Genomic DNA, 25,481 nt, shown 5'->3' on the forward strand with positions numbered 1-25,481 from the left:
TGCTGCCGTCCCGCGTCTGGCACCCGTACGTACCGCCAGCCGAGGCCGAAGCGCGCTGGCACGGCCCCGGCGTGACCGCCGGGCCGGCATCAAAATAGGTGCGCGCCTCGCGGCGCCTTAAAATAGACGGCGTTACGGCGCTGCGCATGACCGGCGCCGGCCTCGAGCCAATCCATGACAAACATCGACCCCTCGTACGACCAGTCCGTCTCGTCAGTTCACAACCGGCTGTTCTTTCGCTTGTTCCAGGCGGGCAATACGCTGGACAGGCAGACGATCAAGGCGCTTGGCATCACCACGGTCCAGTGGTCCGTGCTTGGCGCGCTGTCGCGCTCGCAAGTGGCGGACGGCATGTCGTTCTCAGATCTTGCGGAGTACCTGGTCGTGAGCCGGCAGAGCCTGGATGGCGTGCTGAAAAGGCTGGAGCGTGATGACCACGTTATCCGCGTGGCAGACACGGTGGACAGGCGCGCCAAGAAGGTCGTGCTGACGCCCAAGGGGCGGGAATTCTGGAACAGCCTGCAGCCGAAGATCTATGAGTTCTATCGCCAGGCGCTGACGAGTTTCCGCTTCGACGACAAGGTGTCACTGGTTCACTTCCTGAACCAGCTCAATGCAGGGATGACGAGCGTCAGCCTTGACGAAGAGAGCTCCGGAGACAAACTGGACCAGCCGGTTACCTCGGGGCAAGACTGAGCACTCCGGACTGCTCCGCGCGGGCGAATGCTTTTCGGCCGTGCGGATGACATCCGGACGGCCGAAAAAAGACGGGATAAATGAACTAGCTCAGCGGCCCGTGAATCTGGCCGGGCGCTTCTCGGTAAAGGCGCTTACGCCTTCCTGGTAGTCCTCACTCCAGCCCATTTCGCGAATGTAGGTGGCCTCCATCGAGAGCTGCTGCTCCAGGGTGTGGCCGCGGGCCGCGTGCATCAGCTGGCGCGTGCGCACCAGTGCCTTGGTGGGCATGGCGGCCACCTGGGCAGCAAGGCGATCCACCTCCGCGCTGAACTGCCCGTCGTCGAATACCTGCCAGATCAAACCCCACTCCGCTGCTTTTTCAGCGGGGAGCTTGTCAGCCAGGCAAGCGAGACCGAGCGCCCGCTGCATTCCCACCTTGTGCACCAGGAACCAGGTGCTGCCGGTATCCGGTGTCAGCCCGATCCGGGAAAACGCCTGCAGGAAATAGGCCGATTTCGCCGCCACGACCAGGTCGCACGCCAGTGCCAGCGATGCGCCGCCGCCGGCCGCGAGGTCGTTCACCGCGGCAATGGTCGGGACCTGCAGGTTCTGCAGGCGCATGACCGTCGGCTTGAAATGCCGCTCCACCAGCGCGCCGATGTCAGGCAGCTTGCCATCAACCACCTGCATGGCCGGATCGGCCAGGTCCTGGCCTGCGCAGAAGGCTCGCCCGGCTCCGGTCAGGACCAGGACCCGCACTTCAGGACTTCCCTCCACGATGGCCAGCGCCTGGCCAAGCTCGACCATGGTCGCTTCATCGAGGCTGTTGAGCTTGTCCGGCCGGTTCAGCGTGATCGTCGCCACGCCCTCTTTTAGAGTGAACTCGATGCTGGTGAATTTCATCATGACCCCCGTGGGAATGCTGTGTCGATTTGCCAGTTAAGTCGCTCAGGTCGTCGCCGAGCAGGCGCTCGGCTGGAACGCGGCAATCGTAAGAGACCCAACCAATTATGTCAATATCTTTACTTACATTGAAAACACTGAACCTATCTTCGACCAATACCTTCGATCAATGTCGACTATTACCGACATCATGTTGTCACATATGCTGGATCGAGGGCGGACCATTGCACGGCCTTCAGGACAGTTTTGGCTACGCGGCTCTCGCAAGTGCGCAGGCGGCCGGTAGAACCGAATCCCGGTTATGCCATTTCCGCATAACCATGCACTGCGCTGCGACACCCATGAAATCTTGGCATCGAACGTGGTGCAGGTGCGGCCGATTCCCTAGACTTCGGCAGCAGTGCTGAAACAAATTTACGCGAGGAGCGTAACCATGACTGCCGGACCCTTCAGAACCGAACATGACCTCCTGGGCGACCGTGAAGTCCCTGTCCAGGCCTACTATGGCGTGCATACGTTGCGCGCCATCGAGAATTTCCCTATCACGGGCACCCCGATCTCCATCTACCCGGAGCTAATCAAGGCGCTGGCCGCGATCAAGCAGGCCGCGGCGCAGGCCAACCATGAGCTGGGCCTGCTCGACAAGGCGCGCTGCGATGCAATCGTTGGCGCCTGCCAGGAGCTGATTGCCGGAAAGCTGCACGACCAGTTCGTCGTCGATGTGATTCAGGGCGGCGCCGGCACCTCGACCAACATGAACGCCAATGAGGTGATCGCCAACCGCGCGCTCGAACTCCTCGGCCATCAGAAGGGCGAGTACCAGCACCTGCACCCGAACGAGCACGTCAACATCGGCCAGAGCACCAACGATGTCTACCCGAGCGCGCTGAAGGTCGCTACGTGGTTTGGTATCGCCGGTCTTGTGGACGCCATGGCGGTGCTGCGGCGGGCCTTCGAGGCGAAGGCCGACGAGTTCGCACACATCATCAAGATGGGCCGCACTCAGCTGCAGGATGCCGTGCCAATGACGCTCGGCCAGGAATTCAGCACCTACGCCGTGATGCTCGGAGAGGACGAGGCGCGCCTGCGCGAAGCCGCGATGCTGATCTGCGAGGTCAACCTTGGGGCCACCGCGATCGGCACCGGCATCACCGCGCATCCATCGTATGCGCCCGTGGTACTGCGGCGTCTGCGCGAGATCACCGGCATCCCGCTGGAGACCGCACCCAATCTGATCGAGGCCACGCAGGACTGCGGCGCCTTCGTGCAGCTCTCCGGCGTGTTGAAGCGCGTTGCCGTGAAGTTATCGAAGACCTGTAACGACCTGAGGCTGTTGTCCAGCGGTCCGCGCGCTGGCCTGGGCGAGATCAACCTGCCGCCGATGCAGGCCGGCTCCAGCATCATGCCCGGCAAGGTGAATCCGGTGATCCCCGAAGTCGTGAATCAGATCGCCTTCGAAGTCATCGGCAATGACGTCACCGTCAGCTTTGCGGCCGAGGCCGGCCAGCTCCAGCTCAATGCGTTCGAGCCGATCATCGCGCACAGTCTGTTCAAGAGCGTCAGCCATCTGCGCAACGGCTGCCTGACGCTCGCCGATCGCTGCGTCAAAGGCATCACCGCGAATGCCGACCGGCTGCGCGCCACTGTCGAGAACTCGATCGGCGTCGTGACGGCGCTAAACCCCTACATCGGCTATGCGAACGCCACCGCCGTTGCGCAGGAAGCGCACGCCACGGGCGGCAGCGTCTATGAAATCGTCTTGCGCAAGAGCTTGCTGTCGAAAGAGGAGCTCGACCGCATCCTGCGCCCCGAGACGCTGACCCAGCCGGTGCCGCTGGACTTTCGTGGGAAGGCGCACTGAGCAGGATTCCCTTGCTCTCCGTGCAGAATGAGATGTCCGACAGGGCGATGTCGAGCACCGACAGCCCATAGAAGATCGCCCCGCCGCGCCCGAAGACACGGAACCTGCGCTGCAGGTCAGGGCCGATCGCTTCGATCCGACGCCACCATCGCCTGCGCCGCCTTGCCGATATGGTCGGCAAGCCGGCTCGCGACTGGCTGCCGGCTGTGCCGCGCGCGCTCGACGAGTCCCACCTCGCGATAGAACGTGTCGTCGCCAAGCGGTAGTGCCGTCACGCCCGGCGGCCGCGCGCCACCGGCAAGCATGCGAGGCAACAGGCCCACGCCGAGCCCGCGCGCCACCAGTTGCACGATGCCTTCGAGTTCGTCGAGCTCGATGGCTTCCTGAGGCACGATTCGTTGCTTGCGCAGGAACTGGTCGACCAGCCTGCCGCCGAACGAAGCCCGGTCATAGCGGATAAAGGGCGCCGTGGAAATTGCGTCCCTCCAGTCCATGCTGGCCTGCGCGGCGGGCGCCAGCAGTTCGAAGGGCTCTTCCAGCAGCGGGCGCCATTCCAGTTCGGCGGGCAACGCATAGGGCGGCCGGATCATGACGGCGATGTCGATCTCGCCGGCGTCGACCTGGCCGAGCAGGTTGAGCGAAACGCCGGGCACCATGCGCACACGGCAGCCGGGCAGTTCGGCCCGGAACGCGGCAATGGCATCGGCCAGGAAGGTGGCTTGCGCCGAGGCGATGGCACCGATGCGCACCATGCCCGAGCCCTGGATGTCGAGGCCCTGGTGGCCGATCCGCTCGTAAAGCACGACCAGCTCCTCGGCCAGCGCCAGCGTTTCGCGCCCGGCGGTGTTCAGGCGCGCTGAACGGCCGGTGCGGTCGAACAGCGCGAAACCGAGCTCTGACTCCAGCCGCTGGATCTGCGCGCTGACGGCCGACTGCGTCAGGCCAATATGTGCGCCGGCGTTGGCGAAGGTCCCGTGGCGGGCGACGGCGATAAAAGTGCGCAGTTCTCGCAACATGTCGATTCATCAATTTTCGTGGAGCTAAGCTCAAAAATATATCGCTTTTATTAATTTTTTGCCATGCATAGACTTTGGTTCCAGGGCGGTGCGTTGCCACGCGCCGCACGCCCCCCACCACACATCCATTGCCAAGAGTCTCCACACCATGAGCGAATCCACCGCAGTCCTGCCCCCGTTCCACCTGGCCTTCCCGGTCCACAGCATCGCCAGCGCGCGCGAATTCTATGGCGAGTTGCTGGGCTGCCCCGAAGGCCGCAGCTCGGAAGACTGGGTCGACTTCAACTTCTACGGCCACCAGATCGTGGCCCACCTGGCGCCGGAAGAATGCGGCCATCGCCATACCAGCGCCGTGGATGGCGATGCCGTGCCGGTGCGCCACTTCGGCGTGGTGCTGCCAATGCACGACTGGCAGGCGGCTGCCGACAAGCTCAAGGCCGCCGGCATGCAGTTCATCATCGAACCGCATATCCGCTTCAAGGGTGAGGTTGGCGAGCAGGCCACCATGTTCTTCCTGGACCCGTCGGGTAATGCGCTGGAGCTGAAGGCATTTGCCAATATCGCCTCACTGTTCGCCAAGTAAGTCTGCAAACGCGCGGCCACGCCGCGCCCCGACCGGCCCGCAGGCCGGCATTCCACGCGGCGCCAAAGCAGCGCCGCGTGTCCGCCCCCAAGCAGCAAGAGTCTGACATGCGAAGAATCCTGGTAGCCAATCGCGGCGAGATTGCCTGTCGCATCATCCGCGCCGCGCAGGCGCTTGGCATCGAGACCGTGGCCGTGTGTTCCGAGGCCGACACCGGTGCCCTGCATTGCCAGATGGCCGACGTGGCCGTGCCCATCGGCCCCGCCCCCGCGGCACAAAGCTATCTGAATACCGAAGCCGTCCTGGCAGCCGGGCTGGCGCATGGCGCCGACGGCGTGCATCCGGGCTACGGCTTCCTCTCCGAGAACACTGCCTTTGCCCAGGCCGCCGAGGCCGCCGGCATGCGCTGGATCGGGCCTTCGGTCGAATCGATCGAAAACATGGGGGACAAGAACCGCGCGCGCGAGATCGCGGCCGCCTGTGGGGTGCCGGTTCTGCCGGGCAGCATCCGCTTCCTGCCCGGTGAGCTGGCCGGGTTGGAAGACGCTGCCGCGCAAGTCGGCTATCCGCTGCTGGTCAAGGCCGCAGGCGGTGGCGGCGGCATCGGCATGAAACGCGTCGATAGCCCCGACACGCTGGCAGCCACGGCGGCCTCCACGCAGGCGCTCGCGCTCAAGGCCTTCGGCGACGGCAGCGTTTACCTGGAGCGCTACGTCGCGCGCGCACGCCATATCGAAGTCCAGGTATTTGGCTATGGCGACGGCACGGCAGTGCATCTGTTCGAGCGTGAATGCTCGGTGCAGCGCCGCTTCCAGAAGATCATCGAAGAAAGCCCGGCACCCGGCCTGCCGCCCGCAGTGCTGGCACGCATGACTGCCGCGGCCGTCGCGCTGGCCGAATCGCAACGCTACCGCGGTGCCGGCACGGTCGAGTTCATCGTCGATGCCGACAGCGGCGAGTTCTTCTTTCTCGAGATGAATACCCGCATCCAGGTCGAGCACGGTGTCACCGAGGCGGTCACCGGCTGGGACTTGGTGCAGGCGCAGATCCGGCTTGCAGCCGGCACCCTCGCGCGGGTTGCGCAAGCCGACATCCGCCGCCAGGGCGCGGCGATCGAGTGCCGGCTATATGCCGAAAACCCGGCCCGCCATTTCATGCCGTCGCCGGGCAAGCTGTCGGCCTTCGCGCTGCCAGCGATGCCGGCGTTGCGCGTCGACACCGGCGTGCGCGCGGGCGACACCATCACGCCCTACTACGACCCGATGATCGCCAAGCTGATCACGCACGGCGCCGGGCGCGAGTCTGCGCGCCAGGCGATGCTGGACGCGCTGGCGCAGACGCGCATCGAAGGGATTCGCCATAACGTCGAGTTCCTTGGCAACGTGCTGGCGCACCCCGACTTCCGCGCGGGCCAGGTCGATAACGGCTTCGTCACGCGCGAGAGCGCCCGGCTGATCGGCGCGAGCGCGGCGCCGCACGCGGCTGCGCCTGCCGTCGCCAGCGAGGTGCAGCCCGAGGTGCAACCATGAACGCGCTGCCTCTCGACATGGCACCCGCCGCGGCCATCCCGTGGCGCATCGAACCGTCGGGCGATCGCCTGCTCGTGGTTGCATTCGAGGCCGGCCGTGATGCCACCGCATTGAGCACTGCCAATCGACAAGCCTGCGCCGCGGCGGCGCGCATTGGTGCCGCCGCATTGCCGGGCGTGACCGATGTCGTGCCCGCGCTGGCGACCGTGGGCATCCACTACCGTCCGTCCGCCGTTAGCGCCGCGCCAGGCACGGCACCGTTCCAGGCGCTGAGCGCAGCGCTGTCCGTGCTGCTTGCCGAGCCACTCGGCGCCTTGACCGCCTCCACTCGCGTGTTCGAGATCCCGGTCTGCTACGGCGGCGACCACGGGCCTGATCTTGAGGAGGTGGCCGCAAGCTGCGGGCTCGCGCCCGATGCTGTGATCGCGCTGCATAGTGCGGCGCCGGTCGATGTGCTGATGCTGGGTTTCGCGCCCGGCCACCCGTATGTGGGCAAGTTCGACGCACGCCTGGCCCCGCCACGGCGCACCACGCCGCGCACCGCCGTGCCCGCCGGCTCGATCGGGCTGGCCAACTGCCAGTCCGTGATCTATCCGATGGTGCTGCCCGGCGGCTGGAACCTGATCGGGCGCACGCCACTGGCCTTGTTCGATCCGCACCGCGATGCGCCTTGCCTGCTCAATGCAGGCGACCAGGTGCGCTTCGTGCCGGTCTCGGCCGCACAGTTCGACGACATTGCCGCGTCGCAAGGCACCCCCTCACCGGCCCATGGAGCGATTCGATGACCACTACACCGGTACAACCAACCGGCGCCGCCATCGAGGTGATCAAGCCCGGTGCGCTGAGCACGTTCCAGGACCTCGGCCGCGTCGGCTACCAGCAGCTCGGCGTGCCCGCCAACGGCGTCATGGACGAGCGCGCGCATCGGCTGGCCAATGCGCTGGTCGGCAATACGCAGGACACCGCGACCCTGGAGATCACACTGATGGGCCCCACGCTGCGCTTTGACGCGGCCACTGCCGTGGGGGTCTGCGGCGCCGATCTCGACGCAAGCATCGACGGCACGCCGCTGCCCACCGCGCAGGCATGCGTGGTGCCGGCCGGCGCGACGCTGAGCTTCGGCAAGCGCAAGAGCGGGCTGCGCGCCTACCTGGCAGTGGCAGGCGGCTTTGCGCTGGATCCGGTCATGAACAGCCACAGCACCTTCGTGCGTGGCGGATATGGCGGCTTGCAGGGCAAGCCGCTGCGCAAGGCCGATGTGATCGGCTTGTGCGCCCCGCGTGCCGCGCTGCCCGAGGCTCTGCCGCAGGCGCGCTTCGCCGCCGGCATCGTGGCAGCGCCCGAGGCCCCGCTGCGCGTGGTGCGCGGGCGCGAGTGGGATGCCTTCAGCGCCGCCGCGCTGGCGGCATTCACCAGCGCGGAGTTCCGTATCGGTGCGCAGTCCGACCGGATGGGCTACCGCCTCGAAGGGCCGGCGCTGGCCCTGTCCTCGCCGCGCGAGATGTGGTCCGAAGCGGTGGCATTCGGCACGATCCAGGTGCCGCCCGACGGCCAGCCGATCGTGCTGATGGCAGACCGCCAGACCACCGGCGGCTATCCCAAGATCGCCCATGTCTGCGCCGTGGACCTGCCGCGGCTGGCGCAGCGCATGCCCGGTGAGAGCGTGCGCTTCACCGTGGTCGAGCTGGAGGAAGCGCAACGGCTCGCGCAGTTGCAGGATGCGGCCTTCGCGGCGTTGGAGCGCGGCCATGGCTAAGATCGATTTCAACAGCGACCTGGGCGAAAGCTTTGGCATCTACCGCCTTGGCGATGACGCGGCGGTGCTGCACCATATCAGCTCCGCCAACATCGCCTGCGGCCTGCATGCCGGCGATCCGCAGACCATCGCCGCGACGGTGCGGGCCGCGGTGGCCCGGGGCGTGGCGGTTGGCGCGCATCCCGGCTTTGCCGACCTGCAGGGCTTCGGCCGCCGCGCCATGACGCTGTCGGCAGGCGAGATCTACAACCTGACCGTCTACCAGGTCGGCGCGGTGCAGGCCTTTGCCCGCGCCGCCGGCAGTTGCCTCGCCCATGTAAAACCCCACGGCGCGCTGTACAACATGGCGGCGCGCGACGACGGCATGGCGCGCGCCCTTGCTGAAGCCGTGCGCGACGTGAACCCTGCCCTGCTGTTCTTTGGCCTGGCCGGCTCGGCAATGGTGCGCGCCGCACGGGAGACCGGCCTGGCGGTCGCCGAGGAAGTATTTGCCGACCGCAGCTACCAGGCGGACGGATCGCTGACGCCGCGCGGACAGCCCGGCGCGATGATCACCGACGTCGGCACCGCGGTGGCGCAGGTGCTGCGCATGGTCCGCGACGGCGTGGTGCGCTCGCAGCAGGGCACCGACGTGCCGGTGCGCGCCGACACGCTGTGCATCCATGGCGATCAGCCCGGCGCGGCCGGCTTCGCGCGCGATATTCGCGCCGCTCTGGAGGCCGAAGGCATCACGGTCCGCGCCCCGCGTACCACGGCGGTTCGCTGACTGCCTCCATCCCTAATCCAGATCAACAAATCAAGAGCCCCCAATGCCAGACCAACCGAACGCCTTGCCCATCGTCGCGGAGACCACCGGTACGTTGTGGAAGATCGTGGCCGCGCCAAATGTTGCGCAAGCGCGCGATGCCACGCTGGTGATTATTGAATCCATGAAAATGGAAATTCCCGTGGAAGCGCCCGCCGACGGTTATGTGGCTGAGTACCTGGTTGGTGAGGGTGAGCCGGTCGAGGAAGGGCAGGTATTGGGCGCGTTTATTCCGGCGGGCTGATTTAACCACCGTCGTTCCCGCCTTCGCGGGAATGACAGTAGCTGTTGATGCGTTATCTGAACGGGAGCACGCGAATTACCTCGTTAATGAGCTGCCCGTACTGAAGCAATGAACAGGCAGTAATACGGCGGCAGCAGTGCATGCCGTGCCCCGCAAGAGAACACGGCATGCACCCAGACAGTTCATTCTGGCGCAACCGAATAAAAGGAGACAGCAAAATGGATGGTCATCACCGACCAGGACAAGTCGCGCTTATTCCCACGGAATTTCACAGTTGATTTTGACTGGCACGCTTGTTGCTGAATAAAACCAGCGCTTCCATGCGTGCATTAAGGCTGTGAATGCAGCAAGGACTGACCTGACAAAGCAGGCAGTCCATTAACAACAACAGGTACACAGCCGCGATTACAGCGGCGCAGCGTACCGGTATTCATGCTCAGACCCCGGGATCCGCAGGCTGCCACCGGCAGCCGGCGCGGCTTCTTTCACCCTGTTTCTGGAAACGTGATCATGTCCAACGCCCCCACTTCCACGCTGCCGCTGGCGGATGCCCCTGCCTCGGCCCCCATCTCGGCCCCAGTCACCGGCGATGTCGCCGTGGCCCGCAAGGCCGCGGTGGCCGCCGCTGCCGGCACAGCCATCGAGTACTACGAATTCGGCATCTATGGCTACCTGGCCGCCACCATCGGGCCGCTGTTCTTTCCGGGCGACAACGCCACCGCGTCGCTGCTGGCGATCCTGGCGGTTTTCGGCAGCGCCTTCCTGATGCGCCCGATCGGCGGCATCGTGCTGGGCCGGCTCGGCGACCGCATCGGCCGACGCGCCGTGCTGCTGGTCACCGTGATCGGCATGGGCGTTGCCACTGCCGCCATCGGCGTGCTGCCCGTTGCCGCGAGCGCGGGCCTTGCGGCGCCGCTGTTGCTACTGCTGATCCGGCTGGTGCAAGGGTTCTTCGCCGGCGGCGAAGTCACGGGCGCGGCGGCATACGTGGCCGAATCGGCACCATCCGGCAGGCGCGGCTTCTTCGGCGCGTTCACGCCGGTGGGTGTGGCCATCGGCGGCGCACTGGCGGCAACCGTGTGCGGGCTGACCACCTCCATCCTCGGCAGCGAAGCCATGACGGCATGGGGCTGGCGCATCCCGTTCCTGAGCGCCATCCCGATGGTGATGATCTCGTTCCTGGTGCGTAAGCGCGTGGAAGAGTCGGTGGCATTCCAGCATTTCCAGCAACACAACGAACCGCCCAAGGCACCGCTGAAGGAAGTGTTCAGCCAGCACACGCCCGCGGTGCTCAAGGTGCTGGTGTTGTCCTTCGGGCAGAATGTGGGCTACTGGGTGGGCCTGGTGTTCATGAACATCTACATGACCACCTACCTCAAGTACGACAAGGCTAGCGTCTACTGGATCATGGCCTTCGTCAGCCTCACCATGGCGGTGCTGATGCCGTTCTGGGGCGCCCTTTCCGACCGCCTGGGCCGGCGCAAGGTGCTCGCCATCGGCTTTGTCGGCTACATCGTGCTGGTGGTGCCGATGATGACGCTGATGGACCAGCAGAATATCGGCCTGGCCCTCCTCGCCATGCTGATCGTGGCGCTGCCGATGCCGATCGTGCAGTCCGTCGGCTATCCCACCTACGCCGAACAGTTCCCGACCCGCGTGCGTTATTCCGGCATGGCCTTCAGCTTCAACCTTGGCGCCATCCTCGGCGGGGGCGTGACGCCATATGTGGCTACCGCGCTGATCGGCGCCACCGGCAACCTGCTCTCGCCCGCGTACCTGCTGATGGGCGGCTCGGGCATCGCATTGCTTGGGCTGCTGCGCGTCAGGGAAACCGCGCGCGAGGCGCTGCGCTAATGCGCCACCGGCCTGGAGCGACCTGACATGCATGACGCTACCGTTGCGCTGCCCGGCTGGGCAGCCAGCCCGGCCACCGCGCGCGCCGCCATCCGCAGCGGTGCCTGGCACGGGCACACTGCCGGCATGGCGCCCGGCCGCGTGCAGGGCAACCTGATGATCCTGCCACGCCAGTGGGCCGACGATTTCCTCGGCTACTGCCGTGCCAACCCCGTGCCCTGCCCGCTGATCGGCATGACCGAGCCTGGCTCGCCGCTGGTGCCGGGGCTGGGCGAAGATATCGACCTGCGCACCGACCTGCCGCGCTACCGGATCTGGCGCGATGGCAAGCTGGCCGGAGAGTGCAGCGACATCGGCGCGTTGTGGCGCGACGACTTTGTCGGCTTCGTGCTGGGCTGCTCGCTGTCCTTCGAAGATGCGCTTCAGCGCGCCGGCCTGGCCGTGCGGCATGTCGATGAAGGCAAGGTGGTGCCGATGTACCGCACCAGCATCAAGACCACGCAGGTGGGGCCGTTCCGCGGGCCGATGGTAGTGTCGATGCGCCCCTATACGCCGGCACAGGCCGCGCGCGCCAGCGAGATCTGCGCAGCGTTGCCGGCAGCGCATGGCAAACCGGTGCATGCCGGCGATCCGTCAGCGATCGGCATTGCAGACGTCAACCGTCCCGACGAAGGCGAGCCCACCGCCATCCTGCCAGGCGAGATCCCGGTATTCTGGGGCTGCGGCGTGACGCCTCAGGCCGCGGCCGTGCAGACGCGGCTGCCGCTGTGTATCACGCATGCGCCCGGCTACATGCTGGTGGGCGACGTGGCGATCGAGGACGTCACGCTTATCTGAGGTTTCTGTTGGCGTTTTCGCGCTTGCCGCTCCCAGCACCGATCTCAGGAAGTGCATCGGCGCCAGTACGCAGATCATGCATCCCGCTGCGTGGTCCCGGGAAAGCTACAGAAACTCAGCTCAATGAGGAGATTTTTACCGTCATGGTCTGGATAGCAAACGGGAGGCGTCAATGGAAAGGCGCGGACGCCGTAAGCATCCTCGACAACGTGAGCGCAGCCACGATGGTGCTCACGATGATCTCCATCGGCGTGCCCGGTCCGAAAATCCCCTGCACACCGCACTGGCGCAGCAAGCGGCTGTGGGCTGCCGGAACAATGCCGCCGACGAAGACCGGCACATCGGAGTCGCGCTGCCGCAAGGCGTGTAGCAGCGCCGGCAGCAGATCCAGATGCGCGCCGCCAAGCGTGGAGATGCCGATGGCATCGAAGTCTCCATCGCAGGCGGCAGACGCAACCGCATCGGCGGACTGGAACAGCGGCGTCAGTTCGACGACGAACCCGGCATCGGCAAGCCCGGCCGCCACCGCTTTCGCACCGCGGTCGTGGCCATCCTGGCCGAGCTTGGCCACGAAGATCCGGGGCGCGCGGCCGAGCCGCTCGCGCAGCGCACTGACGCACTCGCAGGCCGCCAGCCATTCCTTGTTGCCGGCGCGAGTCGTGCCGTACAGCGCAGCGTCGTAGGACGCCCGGACCGTATGGCGCGGCCAGACCTGGAGCAGCGCCCGGGTACATTCCCCGACCGTGGCGCGGCAACGCATGGCGTCGATCGCACAGGCTAGCAGGTTGGGGCCGCCGTGCCTGGCGGCCTCGGTCAGCGCCGCCAGCGCATGCCTGACCGCGGCGTCATCGCGGCGGCCGCGCAGCGCGTCCAGGCGGCGTGCCTGTTGCACGCGCACCTGGGTACCGTCGATCTCCAGGCATTCCTGGCCATTGTCGTCGGGCTCCTGGTAGCGGTTGACACCCACCACGACCTCTTCCTGCGCATCGAGCCGAGCCTGCGTCCGCAGCGCATTCTGGTGGATGCGCCGCTGCACCCAGCCGGATTCGAGGGCTGCCAGAATGCCACCCTGAGCATCGATGCGCGCCAGCACCGCGCGCACCTCCGTCACCATGCGGCCGGTCAGCGACTCGATCAGGTAGGAGCCCGCCCACGGGTCCGCCACCTCGCACAGCCCAAATTCATGCTGGAGGATCAGTTGAGTATCGCGAGCCAGCCGCGAGGCCTGCGCGCCCGGCAATGCCAGCGCCTCGTCAAAGCCGTTGGTGTGAAGCAACTGCGTACCACTGAAGATCGCGGCCATCGCCTCGATCGTGGTGCGCGCGATATTGTTGAGCGGCTGCTGCGCGGCGAGGGTCCAGCCCGAAGTCTGGCAATGCATGCGCATGGCGGTGGCGCGCGCGCTGGTGCCGCCCAGCTCGCGCACGATGTCATGCCACAGGAGCCGCGCGGCGCGCAGCTTGGCGATCTCGACGAAGAATGGCTTGCCGACGCCGAAGAAGAAGCTCAGTCCGCCGCAGAACGCGTCGACATCAAGGCCGCGCTCGCGCAGCAGGCCGACATAGGTCCTGGCATTGGCCAGTGTCAGCGCCAGTTCCAGCACCGGATCGGCGCCCGCTTCCTGGAAGTGATAGCCCGAGATCGACATGCCGTTGAACTTCGGCGCATGCGCGGCCAGCCATTCGACCACGTCGGTGGCGATGCGCAGCGATGGCTGGGGCGCATGGATCCAGGTGTTCCGGACCATGAACTCCTTGAGGATGTCGTTCTGGATGGTGCCGCGCAGTTGTTCGAACGCAACGCCCGATTCCTCGGCCGCGACCAGGAACGCTGCCAGTATGGGAAGCACCGCACCACTCATGGTCATCGATACCGACACACGGTCCAGCGCAATGCCTTCGAACAGGCGCCGCATATCGTCGACCGAGTCGATGGCCACGCCGGCCATGCCGACATCGGCCTGCGCCTGGGGGTCGTCGGAATCGTAGCCGCGATGGGTCGGCAGGTCGAAGGCCACCGACAAGCCCTGCGCGCCCTGCTTCATGGCCTCGCGATAGGCGAGGTTCGAGGTCGCGGCGTCGCCGTATCCCCCGTACTGGCGGATGGTCCATGGCCTGCCGCGGTACATGGAGGGATAGGGGCCACGAACGAACGGGGCCTCGCCGGGCATGCCCCCCAGGTGGCCGAGGCCAGTCAGATCGTCGGGCCCGTAGACCGCCTTCAGCTCCAGGGCGCCTGCCGGGTCGTCTCCTTTCGCGTTCATCGTTGCCTCCAGCGTTTCCGCGTGACCACATCGGCGATCTTCTCGCCGTCGCGGCTGCGCCGGATCTCACACCAGTGCGTCAATCCCTCCTCGTCCTCGCGCAGCGCGGAAAAGGTCAGCTCCAGCGACTCGCCGACATTGACGTTGCCATGGAAGAACAGGTCCCGCGCGAACACCGTGGGCGGATCCGCGTCGCGGCGCCATTGCCATTCCGCGCGATCGACCATGGCCTGGAAGCTGGCGAAGTACAGCAGGTCGGCGCCGTTGAAGTCGTTGCAGGGGCACGGCAGATACTCGGCCGCGTGGCAGACGCGATGCCGGGCCTGATCGAGCCCGAGATGCGTGCCCCAATCCCCGCAGCGAAAACGCCGTGCCAGCAGCGACAATTCCGCCGCCTGTGCCGGCGGGCCGGCGCCGGCCCACCGCGCGGCCACGGTCGGCATGGTGCGCACGACCGAGCGGTTGTCCCGCTCACGCGTGCGACGGATGAAGGTGGACAGCATCGTCACGCTGGCGCGGCGGTCCCCCTGCATGTCGACCACATGTTCGCTGAGGTGCTTCACGCCGCCCGCTGGCACGATGCGCGAGCCGATGCTGAACTCGGCGTGCTCGCCGATCGTTTGCGGCGCGGCATCGCGCACGCGGATCGCGGTGAACGCCGCATACACCGGATTGCCCTCGGCATCCCGGAAGTCCGGCACCGCCAGGCCGACGCCGGCGGCCAGCTGGCGCCAGTGCAGGTCGCCGCAGGTCTTCAGCAGCCAGTTCTCTGACAGGCCGGTGTATGCCAACTGGGGCATGCCGGCGACATGGCGCGAGACAAGGGCTTCCATGTCAGGCGGCCAGCGCGGTGTCGTCCCGGCCTGCGGCGATCAGGGCGGCCAGGTACTCGGCGTCGCGGGCGATGCCGGAGAATCGCCCCGATCCCCACGTGTGCAGCCAGGGCAGGCCAAGGAAGTACAGGCCGGCGTGTGCGGTCACGCCGCGTTCGTGACCCGGATAGCCGCGGCCGTTGAACACCGGCACTTCGAGCCAGCTGAAATCCGGTCGGAAGCCGATGCACCAGATGATCGAACCGATGCCGGCTGCCTGGGGATCGAGTTCGGTGCGCTCGGCCGGCGGCGTCCATACGGGCGCATAGACGCTCGGCGGCGGCGCCTCGATGCCTCGCTCCGCGATGAACTTGTCGATGCTCGCGTTGATGCGGTTGTAGGTCGCATCGGCGTCGTCCAGGCTGCGACGCAGGTCCGGCGCAAAACGCAGTCGGCCGTCGAGGTAGTCGTCGAGCACGCCGTAGAGCTCCATGCCCTCAGTGGCAAACCTGCGCAGGTCGATATCGCGCCCGCCGTCGCGGCCGGTGACATAGTGATTGGTGTTGTCGCGCACGCCCTCGCGCAGCGGATGCTCGGTGACCGGCAGGTCGTAGTATTTCATGTCCGCGAGCCAGTCCACGACGTCCCGCCCGCGATAGAAGCGCGCGCAACGCGGCGCCTCGCCGACGGCCAGATACACCTTGCGGCCGGCCAGGTGCAGGTCTTCGGCAATCTGAGCACCCGACTGGCCCGAGCCGACCACGAGCACCGCGCCCTCGGGCAGCGACTCGGGATTCCTGTATTCGGACGATTGCAGCTGCCGGATCGACGCCGGCAGGCGCTCGGCCATGCGCGGCACGATCGGCGTGTGATAACCGCCCGAGGCCACCACCACCTGGTCCGCGGTGAATGCACCCTGGCTCGTCACCACGGAAAATCCCCCCTGCGCGCGCGCCTTAACTTGCCGCACCTCGCTATGCTCGAGCACCGGCGCGCCGACGGTCCGGATAAAGCCATCGAGATAGGCCGTGATTTCATCCTTCTTCATGAAGCCGTGCGGATTGTCACCCCGGTAGGGATAGCCCGGCAGCGCGCATTGCCAGTTCGGCGTCACCAGGCAGAACGCATCCCAGCGTTGCGTGCGCCAGGTATGCGTGACGGAGTGCTTTTCGATGACGAGATGATCGATGCCGGCCTGCTTCAGGAAGTAGCTGATTGATAGTCCGGCCTGGCCGCCGCCGACAATGATGACGCCGTAGTGCCTGGGCTCTGCGGCCTGGCCCGGATTGGTGTTGATGACGTGGGACATGTTGGATCCTTTGAGGCGAGGTATTTGAAGAACGGCTAGCTGCCAAAGCCGAGAAACCGGACGGTGGCGTCGTCCTGGCCCTGGAACCGCTGCGCGGCGACTTCCAGGATGCGGAGCTGGTCCATTGCGGAGGAGCAGGCGTAGCCATATCTGGCACGCACCCGCTCGGAAGCGGCGCCCAGCGCGGTACGCGCGCGCTCGACGAACTCGTCCAGCGGATACGCCGCCCCGGCGGCAAAGTGCTCCGTGACGATGGAGGATGGGGAATAGCAGGCCATCTCGGTCTGGTCAGGCCAGCGGATGCGGAAGTGGGTAACCGGCATGGCAGGTCTCAGGTTGGGGAATCGATCGGTGTGGCCAGGCGCGTCGGCAGGATGAACCCCGCCTCGCGGAAGTCCCACAACGTGGCCCGTTCGCCGGCGTGCGTGAGCGTGGCGACACGGGAATCGTCGATGGCGCCGATCTGGGCGCAGGCAATGCCGCGATCGAGGAAGCGGTGTTCGACCGCCTGCGCATCGTCGTCATCGACGGCCAGCAGGAAGCCATAGCTGGGGAATGCCGTCAGCCACCGCTCCAGCGGCACGCCATCGGGCCGGGGAATGCGCTCCAGCGCGATGCTGGCGCCCACCCCGGAGCATTCGAGCAGCATCAGCGCGGTGCCGAGCGCACCCGCCATGCTGATGTCCTTGGCCGCGGCGCAAAGGCCGTCTTCGGCCAGCACAGGCAAGAGTTCGAGATCCGCGCGCAATTGTTCGCCCGGTGCGCCCGTCGAGGCGTTCCAGAACGGGTACGGCTCCGCGAATGCGCCGCGCAGGTCCACCGCCATCAACAGGCGCTGCCCGGGACGCGCGGCGAAACTCGACAGCAGCTTGCGCGCCCGGCCAACGATCGCCACGGCAAGCTGGCTTTGCTCGCTGCGCGCGTTGCTGTGACCGCCGACGATCGGCACGCCATAGGCGGCAGACGCCGCGGCCATGCCCTTGAGCACTTCGGCGGCGTCGGCGGCGCCATGGCTCCATAGCGCATCGACCACGGCCGTCGGCCTGCCGCCCATCGCATAGATATCGCTGATGTTGACCATGACCGCGCTGTAGCCGGCGAACCACGGCATCGTGCGGATGAAATCGCTCACCAGTCCTTCGATGGCGAACAGCAGGTAGCCGTCGCCATCCCGCCATGCCGCGCAGTCGTCGCCAACATCGACAGCCATGGCCGCGTTGCGTCCGGTGGCCGCGGCGCCGAGCGGCGACAACATGGCCGGGATATCGGTCTTATGCGCAAAACCGCGGCTGCTGCGCAGGGTGTGTACGAGGTCGTCGAGGCTCATCGCACGGCCCTGCCTTCGGTAATCAGGCCCGCGTGCGGGGTATGGCAAGGCGGGTAATGGTTCAGGTCTGCCTGCATCAGGTGGTGAGGCCGCCCGAGCAGCGTCTCCTCTGCCAGGACGTGCCAATGCAAGCGCCTGAACAAGGGCACGTTCTGGCTCTGCACGTGCGCAAGGAAGCGCCGGCAGCCGATCGCGTGGGCGCTGCTCACCGCCAGGCGGATCAGCGTCGCACCGATCTTGCCCTGGCTGCGGTATGCCGCATCCACTGCCAGGCGCGAGCCGAACCACACGCCCGGCTCGCTTTCATGGATGCGCACGGTGCCCACCACGGTGCCGGGATGGCCCGGCAACTCCGGCTCGAAGCGCACCGCCACCAGCAGTTGCGCCACGTCGTCCACCGCGTCCCGGTCGTCGCCCGCGAAGATGCCCTGCTCCTCGCAGAACACAGCCTGGCGCAGGCGATAGGCCTGCTGCGCCTCCCAGGCGTGCTCCGCCCAGCGGATGCGGAACATCGGGATGCCCGGCACCTCGACGCAGAGATCGCTTCTCATGATGTCGCTCCGTCGGTCGCCAGTGCCGCGTCGCGCTCATAGGTGGCCAGCGACGAGCACGCGCCGCACTTGCCGCAACCCGCCTTGATATCGGACGAGCGCATGCCGGCGGCACCCAACATGGCGCCGAGCGGCTGCAGGATCGACTGCATGAAGGCCGGCGAGGGAGCCGGGTGGTCCTCCAGCGGCGTGCCGGAGATCGGCACGAAAGGCACCACGAACGGATACACCCCGAGTTCGATCAGCTCGCGCGAGATCGCCAGGATGGCTTCCGCGGTGTCGCCGAGTCCCGCGAGGATGTACGTGCTGACCTGCCCCCTGCCGAACACGGCAACGGCAGCCTTGAAGGCTTCCATGTAGCGGCTCAGCGGCACCGACGCCTTGCCCGGCATGATGCGTTCGCGCAGCGCCGGCGTGACGACCTCGAGGTGCATGCCGAGCGTGTCGATGCCGGCGGCCTTCATGCGCTCGAACCAGCGGTCGTCGTCGGGCGGCTCGCACTGCGCCTGGATCGGCAGGTCGACCGCGGCCTTGATGGCGAAGGCGCTCTCGCAAAGAATAGCCGCGCCCCGGTCCGGCGTCGGCGGCGTGCCGGTGGTCAACACCATATGCCTGACGCCATCGAGCAGCACTGCGGCGCGTGCCACTTCGGCCAGTTGCTCGGGCGTCTTGCGCGCCACCGTACGGCCTGCCGCCAGCGACTGCCCGATCGAGCAGAACTTGCAGGTCTTCTTGCGGCTCTCGTACCGGATGCAGGTCTGCAGGACGGTCGTGGCCAGCACGTCGGCGCCATGCAGCGTGGCGATATGCGAGTACGGAATACCCTCCAGGGTCTGCAGCGCCTGGAAACGCGGCGCCTTCGGAAAGCTGATGCTGGCAATCGGGATGGTTCCGCGCATCAGCGCGCTGCGCCCCGTTCCGTCGGGCGCCTGCGCCACGAACGGCGAGTGCCACGCCGTGCTGGTATGCACCGGCACCATGATGGTCACGCCGTCGATGGTGACCGCCTTGTGGTCGGACGGGCCCGCCCCGCCGCGGCGGCTGGCCGCGCCGGCATTCGGGTCTTCCAGGCGCAGCCCGACGGACTGCAGCTCAGTCATCAATTGCCGGCTCGAAGCCGGCACGGTCGCACTGGATGTCATCGCGGATGCTCCCATGGAAGTTGGAGAAGGCGCCTGCCATCGGCACTGCCGTCGCCGCCGGCCGCTCGTTGATGGCCAGGCTTAGCAGTTCCGGGCGCGCGTAGTGGCCCACCGAATCCATCATTCGCTTGCGCTTGGTGATGAGCGACATGTCGAGGTCGGCAATGACCATGCCCTCGCCCTCGCGCAACGGCGGCGCCAGGTGCTGGCCCTCCGGCGAGATGATTGCGGTGTTGCAGCCGCCACGCAGCGCCTTCTGCAGCGCCGGATCGGTGGTCACGGAGGCGATCTGCGCTTCGGTCAGCCACCCGGTGGCGTTGACGACGAAGCAGCCGGATTCCAGCGCGTGATGCCGGATCGTGACTTCGATCTGCTCGGCAAAAATCGGCCCGACCAGCGAACCCGGGAACTGGCTGCAGTGGATTTCCTCGTGCTGGGTCATCAGCGCATAGCGGGCCAGCGGGTTGTAGTGCTCCCAGCACGCCAGCGCGCCGACGCGGCCGATCGCGGTGTCCGCGACCTTCAGGCCGGCCGCATCGCCCTGCCCCCAGATCATCCGTTCGTGGAAGGTGGGTGTGATCTTGCGGCGCTTGACCGCGAGATTGCCCTCGGTGTCGAAGATAAGCTGCGTGTTGTACAGGCTGCCGTGGTCGCGCTCGTTCACGCCGAGCACCACGACCATGCCGTGCCGGCGTGCGCGCCCGGCGACGGCATCGGTAACCGGGCCGGGCACCACCACGGCCTGCTCGTACAGCCGCATGTGGTCGCTGCCGGAGTGCACCGGCGGCCGTACGAAGGAGAAGTACGGGTAGTACGGCACGAAGGTCTCGGGGAAGACGATCAGCTGCACGCCTTTCCCGGCAGCCTCGTCGATCGCCTCGCAGACCTTGGCCAGCGTGCCTTCGCCGCTCTCGAGGTCGGGCGCGATCTGGACCGCGGCCGCGCGCACAATGCGTTTCTGTGACATGGTGGCACCTGCCCTTTTTCTCAGACGGTCCAGGTGTCGATGATCAGCGCGTTCTCCTTGCGGTGCAGCAGCTTGAGGTCGAGCACATCGAGCGGATTGATCGGGCGGATGCCCTCGATCAGCGAGGCCTCCCCATGGCCGTACAGGGCCTGCAGGGCGAAGCGGCAGGCGTAGACCTTGCCGCCCTCTTCCATGAACTTGGTGAGTTGCTTGTTGAAGTTCATGTGGCCGGGAAACGCCTCGTCGCCAAGCGTCGGGAAGCCGCGCTGAACGCCGAGGTTGACGCCGGGGCCATACAGCAGGATCGAGGTCTCGAAGCCCTTGCGCAGCAGGCGCGTGGCCTGCAGCATGTTGACGAAGCCGATCGAGCCTTCGAAGGCGACGGTATGGAAGGTCACCAGCGCCTTCTCGCCGGCTTCGGCCTTTACGTCCTCGAATACCTTCTCTTCATAGTCGACCAGGAAATCGCCCTTCTTGTGGGCCGGTTTGCTGACAGCAGGCATGCTTCTCTCCGTTGCGTTGATGGGGCAGTGCGGTCGATCGATCCCATGCCGATCGACCGTCCGGCGCCAGGCCGAACACGCCAACATCCGCAACCGATGTGCCACGCAATGCCCGCAGTCATGCGATCAATCTCCAATCAAGCCGAAGCCGACCAAATGATCGGCCCAATGATCGCAACGGCTTTGGCCGTGGATGCCACCAGAGGCGCACAGCGCGCACCATGACGGCTTCGCCACAATGCACGTTTTTGAACGGGAGCAAGCCGCCCGGGTGCGCACGCGTGGTGCATGAGCGTTGATATCGCACCATCATTGAGAACTTCAGATGCGATCGCTTGAGCGGCTTGGTTAGCGATCATTCGGGTGCTACCCTCAGGGCACTGAATTCCATCGCATCGCGCAGCGGGAGACCACGGTGTCCAACCTGACCAGCCATTGGGTAAAACGTATCGCCGGCAGTGCCAAGCCTGCCTATCTGCTGATTCCGGACCTGATCGAGGAGGCACTGGCCGACGGCCAGCTGCGCGCGCGCGACCGGCTGCCGCCGCTGCGCGACCTGGCCGAAGCGCTGCAACTGAACTACACCACCGTGGCGCGCGGCTACAGCGAAGCGAGGAAGCGGGGATTGATCGACACCAAGGCAGGAAGTGGCACTTACGTGCGCGGACGTGCGCCCGCGATGCCGCTGCGCGGCGGTACGGGTGCGGAGATGACCATGAACATGCCGCCGGAGCCGCCCGCGATGACAGCGCGGCTTCGTGCCGCCATGGCGCAACTGCTGGAAGCTGCCGATCCCTACACGCTGCTGCGCTACCAGGACTTCGGCGGAACCCCGGCCGATCGCTCGGTCGCCGCGAAATGGCTGCGCCGCTGGGTGCCGGCATGCAGCGCGGACACCGTGCTGGTCACGCCCGGCATCCACAGCGCGCTGGTCGCACTGCTGTCGCAGCTCGCGCGCCCGGCGCAGACCATCTGTGCCGACGCGCTGGCCTACCCCGGCATCAAGGCCATCGCCGCGCAGCTCAATATCCAGCTACAGGCGCTGCCCGGCGACGAGGATGGCCCGTTCGCCCACGCTTTCGAGGCCATGTGCAGAGCACAGAAGCCAGCGGCGCTCTATTGCAACCCGACCATCCAGAACCCGAGCACGCGCACCATGCCGCAGGCACGCCGCGAGCAGCTCGTCGAAGTCGCGCTGCGCTACAGCGTGCCGATCATCGAGGACGATGCCTACGGCATGCTGCCGCTGCGGGCACCGCAGACGTTTGCCGCGCTCGCCCCGGAACTCACGTATTACGTCACCGGCCTGTCCAAATGCCTGGGCGCGGGGTTGCGCATAGCATTCCTGCACGCCCCCACCGCGCGGCAGGCGCAGCGCCTGGCTGGCACCCTGCGGGCAACGACGGTGATGGCGAGCCCCATCAACACACTGCTCGCTACATCCTGGATCAAGGACGGAACGGTAGACGACATGCTCAAGGCCATCCGCGCCGAAAGCGCGGCGCGGCAGTTGATTGCTCGCCATGTGCTCGAGGGCCTGGCCTATGACGCGGACCCGGAAGGCTTTCACCTGTGGCTGCCGGTGCCGGCGGCTTCAGCGTGGAGCCCGTCGGAACTGGCGCTGCACCTGCGCTCGCGCGGCATCGGCGCGGTATCGGCCGCCGCCTTCTCGACCGACGGCAACCCGCCCGATGCGATTCGTGTCTGCCTGGGCGGCCCGGGCGAGCGCGATGAGATCGAGGAGTCGCTGCGGATCATCGCGGAAACGCTCGACAATCCGCATCACTTGCATTCAGCGATGCTGTAGCCGGGGGCTCCCCTCGATTCCCGCGCAGCTTTCCGCTGTTCGGCGCACCGGGCAGCCTGGTCCGGCGGGCGCCGGCGTTCAGGGCGCTATCCCCTGACCGAGTCGGTCGCGGCTTCGTCGATCAACGCTGCAACCTCGGCTGGCTTCGAAGCCAGCGAAGCATGGCTTGCCGCCAGAGTCATGACCTTCCGGGGATTGAGCCGGGCCGACATCTTCAGTTGGTTTTCGGGGGCGATCATTCTGTCTTCGCTGGAAATCTGGTACCAGGACGGCTTCTTTTTCCAGGCCGGCGTCGTGATGACGTCGCCGAAGGTGCTTGCAAGCGGCGCCTTCTGCGTCACCGCCATCACCAGCGCGTCGTCGGGCGAAAGATCCTGGCAGAAGCTCTCATGGAACTTATCGGACTTGAGCCACAAGTAGCCGTCGCTGTCGGGTTCGAGATTGGGAGCCGCAACCGGAAGATGCTGCTGCGTAATGCCACCGGGGCTCTCCCCCGCATCTGGCGCAAACGCCGCGATATACACAAGCCCCACCACATTGGGCTGGTCACCCGCCTGGGTAATCACCGCACCACCGTACGAATGCCCCACCAGGAGGACCGGCCCTTTCTGCTGGGCAATCATCTTGCGGGTACGCTCGACATCGTCAGAAAGCGATGTCAGCGCCATTTCAACGGCGCGGACGCTCGAATACCCCTTTCGCGCCAGTTCAACGATGACTTTTCCCCAATGCGCGGCACCTCCCCAGAAGCCGTGCACCAGAATGATTGAGGGCTTGCTCATGAGCTGACTCCTATCTGCCAATGAAAGCGTTAAGCCGAACAATGCAACACGCTGCAGTCCCTCGGCGGTTGGACCGCGCTCCAATCGATGCCACCCAGACGCTGGCTCGTCAGCCCTGATCCCCGCCGCCAACTGGCAAGACCGTGCCGGTAATGTACGAAGCCTCGTCCGATGCGAGAAACAGGATGGCATGGACCTGCTCGTCGATCGTGCCATAGCGGTGCATCAGGCTCGAGGCTTTGGTCTGGTCGACGATGGCCTGGTACCAGATGGCCTCCTGCTCGCTCTGCGCTGCCATGTTGCGCGGAATCCTGCGCGGCGGCGCCTCGGTGCCGCCGGTCGCCACCGCGTTGACGCGCACGCCTTCGTGCGCATGCTCGAAGGCGAGGCTGGCCGTCAGTGCGTTGACGCCACCCTTGGCCGCCGCGTAAGGCACACGGTGGATGCTGCGCGTGGCAATCGACGACACGTTGACGATGACGCCCTGCCGGCGCGCGACCATGCCGGGCAGCACCGCCCGGCAGCACCACAGCGTGGGGAACAGCGAGCGCCGGATTTCGGCTTCGATCTGGTCCTCCTCATAGGCCTGGAAGGGCTTGGCCCAGATTGTGCCGCCCACGTTGTTGACGAGGATGTCGATGCGGCCGAAGGCGGCTTCGGCCGCCTGCGCCATTTGCGTGGCGCCGGCATAGCGCTCCAGGTCGGCGTGCACTGCGATGGCCTGCCCGCCTGCAGCGACGATCTGCGCCGCGACTTCATCGACCAGCGCCGAGCGGTCGACCAGCGCCACCGAGGCGCCCTCGGCGGCGGCGGCCAGTGCGACGCCGCGGCCGATGCCTTGCGCGGCTCCGGTCACGATCATGGCTTTGCCGGCAAAGCGTGTAGCAGTTCTCATGTTGTCGTGCTCCTCGCTCATGCCGCGTTGCTGGCCGAGAACTTCTCATAGTAGAAGCCGGCGGGCGTGATGCCGCTCTGCTGCAGCCAGCCGCGCACGGCCTCCACCATCGCCACGGGGCCACACAGGTAGATGTCGACATCGCCGCCGTTGAGCCATTCCGGCTCCACATGGGCTGTGACATAGCCCTTGCGGGCGTGGTTGCTGGCAGCGTCAGCCACGCAGGTACGGTATTCGAAGCCGGGCAAGGCACCCTGGGCCGCATCGATGCGCGACAGCGCCACCAGGTCGATGTCGTTGGTGACCCCGTAGACCATGCGCACCGGCTGCGCACAGCCGCTGGCAGCCAGCACATCGAGCATCGACAGGAAGGGGGCAATGCCAGTGCCGCCGGCCAGGAACAGCACCGGCCGCGCCACCTCGCGCAGGTAGAAGCTGCCGTAGGGGCCCGAAAACGCCACGCGCTCGCCTGATCTGGCCTGGCTGGTCAGCCACGTGCTCATCCGGCCTTCCGGCACGTTGCGCACCACGAAGCCGGTGCGCGCGCTGCCGGGCGCGGAGCTGAAGGAATAGGAGCGCGTCTGGCCGGTGCCCGGGATCTCGACATTGACATACTGGCCGGGCAGGAAGTCCAGGCCGGCGGCCTCGTCCAGGTCGATGGCAAAGCCGATGGTCGAATCGGAGAGCTGTTCCAGCTCGGCCAGCGTCCCCTGGTAGGTGGTGACGCCGGTCTTGCACGCGGCCGACGAGGCGGGCACGCGGATCACGCAGTCCGAACGCGGGCGGGTCTGGCAGGCCAGCACGTAGCCCTCGGCAGCTTCCTCCGCGGTCAGTGCATCCTCGATATAGCTCGACGCCGGCAGGTCATAGCTGCCCGACTCGCACAGCCCGCGGCAGGTGCCGCAGGCGCCGTCGCGGCAGTCCAGCGGGATATTGATCTGCTGGCGATAGGCGGCATCGGACAGGGTCTCGTGCTCGCCGCAGGTGATGAACCTGGTGACGCCGTCCTCGAATTGCAGGGCAATGGTGTGTTCCATGGCGCGTTCCTCCAGCCTGG

At 66.5% G+C, this 25,481-nt stretch carries 25 protein-coding genes; 11 read left to right on the top strand and 14 right to left on the bottom strand.

Translation table 11 applies throughout. The annotated features are described in order from the left end of the window. Positions 1–174: 174 nt before the first annotated feature. On the top strand, positions 175–696 hold the full coding sequence (locus RS901_RS16240) for a MarR family transcriptional regulator (RefSeq protein WP_316149811.1): 522 nt from the start codon (positions 175–177) through the stop codon (positions 694–696). A 90-nt stretch (positions 697–786) separates the two neighbouring features. On the opposite strand, the gene RS901_RS16245 is transcribed toward RS901_RS16240, so the two are convergent. Next, positions 787–1,581: an enoyl-CoA hydratase-related protein gene (locus RS901_RS16245; RefSeq protein ID WP_316153545.1), complete on the bottom strand. Its 795-nt coding sequence runs from the start codon at positions 1,579–1,581 to the stop codon at positions 787–789. 433 nt (positions 1,582–2,014) lie between these two features. On the opposite strand from RS901_RS16245, the gene aspA reads away from it, so the two are divergent. Continuing rightward, a complete protein-coding gene (gene aspA, locus RS901_RS16250; RefSeq protein WP_316153547.1) occupies positions 2,015–3,442 on the top strand; it encodes an aspartate ammonia-lyase in 1,428 nt (475 codons plus the stop codon). Between the two features lie 116 nt (positions 3,443–3,558). Here the strand turns inward: aspA and RS901_RS16255 are convergent, their stop codons facing one another. Beyond that, positions 3,559–4,458, bottom strand: a complete 900-nt coding sequence (locus RS901_RS16255) for a LysR family transcriptional regulator (protein ID WP_316149812.1) — start codon at positions 4,456–4,458, stop codon at positions 3,559–3,561. A gap of 148 nt (positions 4,459–4,606) precedes the next feature. Between RS901_RS16255 and RS901_RS16260 the strand changes: the two genes are divergently transcribed. The 8 genes from RS901_RS16260 (at position 4,607) to RS901_RS16295 (ending at position 12,066) form a co-directional block, all read left to right on the top strand. Then, complete coding sequence (locus RS901_RS16260; protein WP_316149813.1) at positions 4,607–5,041, top strand: VOC family protein; 435 nt, start codon at positions 4,607–4,609, stop codon at positions 5,039–5,041. A 107-nt stretch (positions 5,042–5,148) separates the two neighbouring features. Further along, the gene (locus tag RS901_RS16265; protein ID WP_316149814.1) at positions 5,149–6,570 is read left to right on the top strand and encodes an acetyl-CoA carboxylase biotin carboxylase subunit; all 1,422 of its coding nucleotides are present in this window, start codon (positions 5,149–5,151) and stop codon (positions 6,568–6,570) included. After that, on the top strand, positions 6,567–7,355 hold the full coding sequence (gene pxpB / locus RS901_RS16270) for a 5-oxoprolinase subunit PxpB (RefSeq protein ID WP_316149815.1): 789 nt from the start codon (positions 6,567–6,569) through the stop codon (positions 7,353–7,355). Before RS901_RS16265 ends, pxpB begins: the two co-directional genes overlap by 4 nt. Beyond that, the gene (locus tag RS901_RS16275; protein ID WP_316149816.1) at positions 7,352–8,326 is read left to right on the top strand and encodes a biotin-dependent carboxyltransferase family protein; all 975 of its coding nucleotides are present in this window, start codon (positions 7,352–7,354) and stop codon (positions 8,324–8,326) included. Before pxpB ends, RS901_RS16275 begins: the two co-directional genes overlap by 4 nt. Continuing rightward, positions 8,319–9,092, top strand: a complete 774-nt coding sequence (locus RS901_RS16280; RefSeq protein WP_316149817.1) for a 5-oxoprolinase subunit PxpA — start codon at positions 8,319–8,321, stop codon at positions 9,090–9,092. Before RS901_RS16275 ends, RS901_RS16280 begins: the two co-directional genes overlap by 8 nt. Positions 9,093–9,135: 43 nt before the next feature. Next, positions 9,136–9,375, top strand: coding sequence for an acetyl-CoA carboxylase biotin carboxyl carrier protein subunit (locus RS901_RS16285; protein WP_316149818.1), 240 nt, complete (start codon positions 9,136–9,138; stop codon positions 9,373–9,375). Between the two features lie 510 nt (positions 9,376–9,885). Next, on the top strand, positions 9,886–11,229 hold the full coding sequence (locus RS901_RS16290) for an MFS transporter (protein ID WP_316149819.1): 1,344 nt from the start codon (positions 9,886–9,888) through the stop codon (positions 11,227–11,229). 27 nt (positions 11,230–11,256) lie between these two features. Further along, the gene (locus RS901_RS16295; RefSeq protein WP_316149820.1) at positions 11,257–12,066 is read left to right on the top strand and encodes a putative hydro-lyase; all 810 of its coding nucleotides are present in this window, start codon (positions 11,257–11,259) and stop codon (positions 12,064–12,066) included. A gap of 169 nt (positions 12,067–12,235) precedes the next feature. Here RS901_RS16295 and scpA read toward each other — a convergent pair whose 3' ends face one another. Genes scpA through RS901_RS16340 form a run of 9 tightly spaced genes read right to left on the bottom strand, consistent with a single transcriptional unit; the run spans position 12,236 to position 20,940 of the window. Further along, positions 12,236–14,329, bottom strand: coding sequence for a methylmalonyl-CoA mutase (gene scpA / locus RS901_RS16300; RefSeq protein WP_316149821.1), 2,094 nt, complete (start codon positions 14,327–14,329; stop codon positions 12,236–12,238). Then, positions 14,326–15,162 carry a Pnap_2097 family protein gene (locus RS901_RS16305; RefSeq protein WP_316149822.1) on the bottom strand — a complete coding sequence of 279 codons (837 nt, stop codon included), beginning with the start codon at positions 15,160–15,162 and terminating at the stop codon, positions 14,326–14,328. The genes scpA and RS901_RS16305 overlap by 4 nt, the downstream gene beginning before the upstream one ends. A gap of 1 nt (position 15,163) precedes the next feature. Continuing rightward, entirely contained in the window at positions 15,164–16,450 is a 1,287-nt protein-coding gene (locus RS901_RS16310; RefSeq protein WP_316149823.1) for an MSMEG_0569 family flavin-dependent oxidoreductase, read from the bottom strand. Positions 16,451–16,485: 35 nt separating this feature from the next. Continuing rightward, the gene (locus RS901_RS16315; RefSeq protein ID WP_316149824.1) at positions 16,486–16,773 is read right to left on the bottom strand and encodes an MSMEG_0570 family nitrogen starvation response protein; all 288 of its coding nucleotides are present in this window, start codon (positions 16,771–16,773) and stop codon (positions 16,486–16,488) included. 8 nt (positions 16,774–16,781) lie between these two features. Next, entirely contained in the window at positions 16,782–17,777 is a 996-nt protein-coding gene (locus RS901_RS16320) for a sll0787 family AIR synthase-like protein (RefSeq protein WP_316149825.1), read from the bottom strand. Then, positions 17,774–18,328: an MSMEG_0567/Sll0786 family nitrogen starvation N-acetyltransferase gene (locus tag RS901_RS16325; protein WP_316149826.1), complete on the bottom strand. Its 555-nt coding sequence runs from the start codon at positions 18,326–18,328 to the stop codon at positions 17,774–17,776. Before RS901_RS16325 ends, RS901_RS16320 begins: the two co-directional genes overlap by 4 nt. Beyond that, the gene (locus RS901_RS16330) at positions 18,325–19,428 is read right to left on the bottom strand and encodes an MSMEG_0568 family radical SAM protein (protein WP_316149827.1); all 1,104 of its coding nucleotides are present in this window, start codon (positions 19,426–19,428) and stop codon (positions 18,325–18,327) included. The genes RS901_RS16325 and RS901_RS16330 overlap by 4 nt, the downstream gene beginning before the upstream one ends. After that, positions 19,421–20,437 (bottom strand): Nit6803 family nitrilase, encoded by a 1,017-nt coding sequence (locus RS901_RS16335; protein WP_316149828.1) that lies wholly within the window; start codon positions 20,435–20,437, stop codon positions 19,421–19,423. The genes RS901_RS16330 and RS901_RS16335 overlap by 8 nt, the downstream gene beginning before the upstream one ends. Before the next feature lie 20 nt (positions 20,438–20,457). After that, positions 20,458–20,940, bottom strand: coding sequence for an MSMEG_0572/Sll0783 family nitrogen starvation response protein (locus RS901_RS16340; protein WP_022537350.1), 483 nt, complete (start codon positions 20,938–20,940; stop codon positions 20,458–20,460). A 415-nt stretch (positions 20,941–21,355) separates the two neighbouring features. Between RS901_RS16340 and RS901_RS16345 the strand changes: the two genes are divergently transcribed. Continuing rightward, positions 21,356–22,747 carry a PLP-dependent aminotransferase family protein gene (locus RS901_RS16345; RefSeq protein ID WP_316149831.1) on the top strand — a complete coding sequence of 464 codons (1,392 nt, stop codon included), beginning with the start codon at positions 21,356–21,358 and terminating at the stop codon, positions 22,745–22,747. Between the two features lie 86 nt (positions 22,748–22,833). Here RS901_RS16345 and RS901_RS16350 read toward each other — a convergent pair whose 3' ends face one another. The 3 genes from RS901_RS16350 to benC form a co-directional block, all read right to left on the bottom strand. Continuing rightward, entirely contained in the window at positions 22,834–23,529 is a 696-nt protein-coding gene (locus RS901_RS16350) for an alpha/beta hydrolase (RefSeq protein WP_316149832.1), read from the bottom strand. Between the two features lie 109 nt (positions 23,530–23,638). Next, positions 23,639–24,424 (bottom strand): 1,6-dihydroxycyclohexa-2,4-diene-1-carboxylate dehydrogenase, encoded by a 786-nt coding sequence (locus RS901_RS16355; protein WP_316149833.1) that lies wholly within the window; start codon positions 24,422–24,424, stop codon positions 23,639–23,641. A gap of 17 nt (positions 24,425–24,441) precedes the next feature. Then, positions 24,442–25,461, bottom strand: coding sequence for a benzoate 1,2-dioxygenase electron transfer component BenC (gene benC / locus RS901_RS16360; protein WP_316149834.1), 1,020 nt, complete (start codon positions 25,459–25,461; stop codon positions 24,442–24,444). Between the last annotated feature and the right edge of the window lie 20 nt (positions 25,462–25,481).

Origin of the sequence: Cupriavidus sp. BIC8F, assembly GCF_032465815.1 — a bacterium.
Classification (GTDB): Bacteria; Pseudomonadota; Gammaproteobacteria; order Burkholderiales; family Burkholderiaceae; genus Cupriavidus; species Cupriavidus necator.

Excerpts from the sequence above, each read along its gene's own strand:
- RS901_RS16295 (WP_316149820.1), top strand. The coding sequence starts at position 11,257 with ATGCATGACGCTACCGTTGCGCTGCCCGGCTGGGCAGCCAGCCCGGCC.
- RS901_RS16315 (WP_316149824.1), bottom strand. The coding sequence starts at position 16,773 with ATGCCGGTTACCCACTTCCGCATCCGCTGGCCTGACCAGACCGAGATG.
- aspA (WP_316153547.1), top strand. The coding sequence starts at position 2,015 with ATGACTGCCGGACCCTTCAGAACCGAACATGACCTCCTGGGCGACCGT.
- RS901_RS16240 (WP_316149811.1), top strand. The coding sequence starts at position 175 with ATGACAAACATCGACCCCTCGTACGACCAGTCCGTCTCGTCAGTTCAC.
- RS901_RS16310 (WP_316149823.1), bottom strand. The coding sequence starts at position 16,450 with ATGTCCCACGTCATCAACACCAATCCGGGCCAGGCCGCAGAGCCCAGG.
- RS901_RS16355 (WP_316149833.1), bottom strand. The coding sequence starts at position 24,424 with ATGAGAACTGCTACACGCTTTGCCGGCAAAGCCATGATCGTGACCGGA.
- RS901_RS16245 (WP_316153545.1), bottom strand. The coding sequence starts at position 1,581 with ATGAAATTCACCAGCATCGAGTTCACTCTAAAAGAGGGCGTGGCGACG.
- RS901_RS16325 (WP_316149826.1), bottom strand. The coding sequence starts at position 18,328 with ATGAGAAGCGATCTCTGCGTCGAGGTGCCGGGCATCCCGATGTTCCGC.
- pxpB (WP_316149815.1), top strand. The coding sequence starts at position 6,567 with ATGAACGCGCTGCCTCTCGACATGGCACCCGCCGCGGCCATCCCGTGG.
- RS901_RS16280 (WP_316149817.1), top strand. The coding sequence starts at position 8,319 with ATGGCTAAGATCGATTTCAACAGCGACCTGGGCGAAAGCTTTGGCATC.
- RS901_RS16285 (WP_316149818.1), top strand. The coding sequence starts at position 9,136 with ATGCCAGACCAACCGAACGCCTTGCCCATCGTCGCGGAGACCACCGGT.
- RS901_RS16335 (WP_316149828.1), bottom strand. The coding sequence starts at position 20,437 with ATGTCACAGAAACGCATTGTGCGCGCGGCCGCGGTCCAGATCGCGCCC.
- RS901_RS16350 (WP_316149832.1), bottom strand. The coding sequence starts at position 23,529 with ATGAGCAAGCCCTCAATCATTCTGGTGCACGGCTTCTGGGGAGGTGCC.
- RS901_RS16320 (WP_316149825.1), bottom strand. The coding sequence starts at position 17,777 with ATGAGCCTCGACGACCTCGTACACACCCTGCGCAGCAGCCGCGGTTTT.
- scpA (WP_316149821.1), bottom strand. The coding sequence starts at position 14,329 with ATGAACGCGAAAGGAGACGACCCGGCAGGCGCCCTGGAGCTGAAGGCG.
- RS901_RS16340 (WP_022537350.1), bottom strand. The coding sequence starts at position 20,940 with ATGCCTGCTGTCAGCAAACCGGCCCACAAGAAGGGCGATTTCCTGGTC.
- RS901_RS16305 (WP_316149822.1), bottom strand. The coding sequence starts at position 15,162 with ATGGAAGCCCTTGTCTCGCGCCATGTCGCCGGCATGCCCCAGTTGGCA.
- RS901_RS16260 (WP_316149813.1), top strand. The coding sequence starts at position 4,607 with ATGAGCGAATCCACCGCAGTCCTGCCCCCGTTCCACCTGGCCTTCCCG.
- RS901_RS16265 (WP_316149814.1), top strand. The coding sequence starts at position 5,149 with ATGCGAAGAATCCTGGTAGCCAATCGCGGCGAGATTGCCTGTCGCATC.
- RS901_RS16290 (WP_316149819.1), top strand. The coding sequence starts at position 9,886 with ATGTCCAACGCCCCCACTTCCACGCTGCCGCTGGCGGATGCCCCTGCC.
- RS901_RS16330 (WP_316149827.1), bottom strand. The coding sequence starts at position 19,428 with ATGACTGAGCTGCAGTCCGTCGGGCTGCGCCTGGAAGACCCGAATGCC.
- RS901_RS16255 (WP_316149812.1), bottom strand. The coding sequence starts at position 4,458 with ATGTTGCGAGAACTGCGCACTTTTATCGCCGTCGCCCGCCACGGGACC.
- benC (WP_316149834.1), bottom strand. The coding sequence starts at position 25,461 with ATGGAACACACCATTGCCCTGCAATTCGAGGACGGCGTCACCAGGTTC.
- RS901_RS16275 (WP_316149816.1), top strand. The coding sequence starts at position 7,352 with ATGACCACTACACCGGTACAACCAACCGGCGCCGCCATCGAGGTGATC.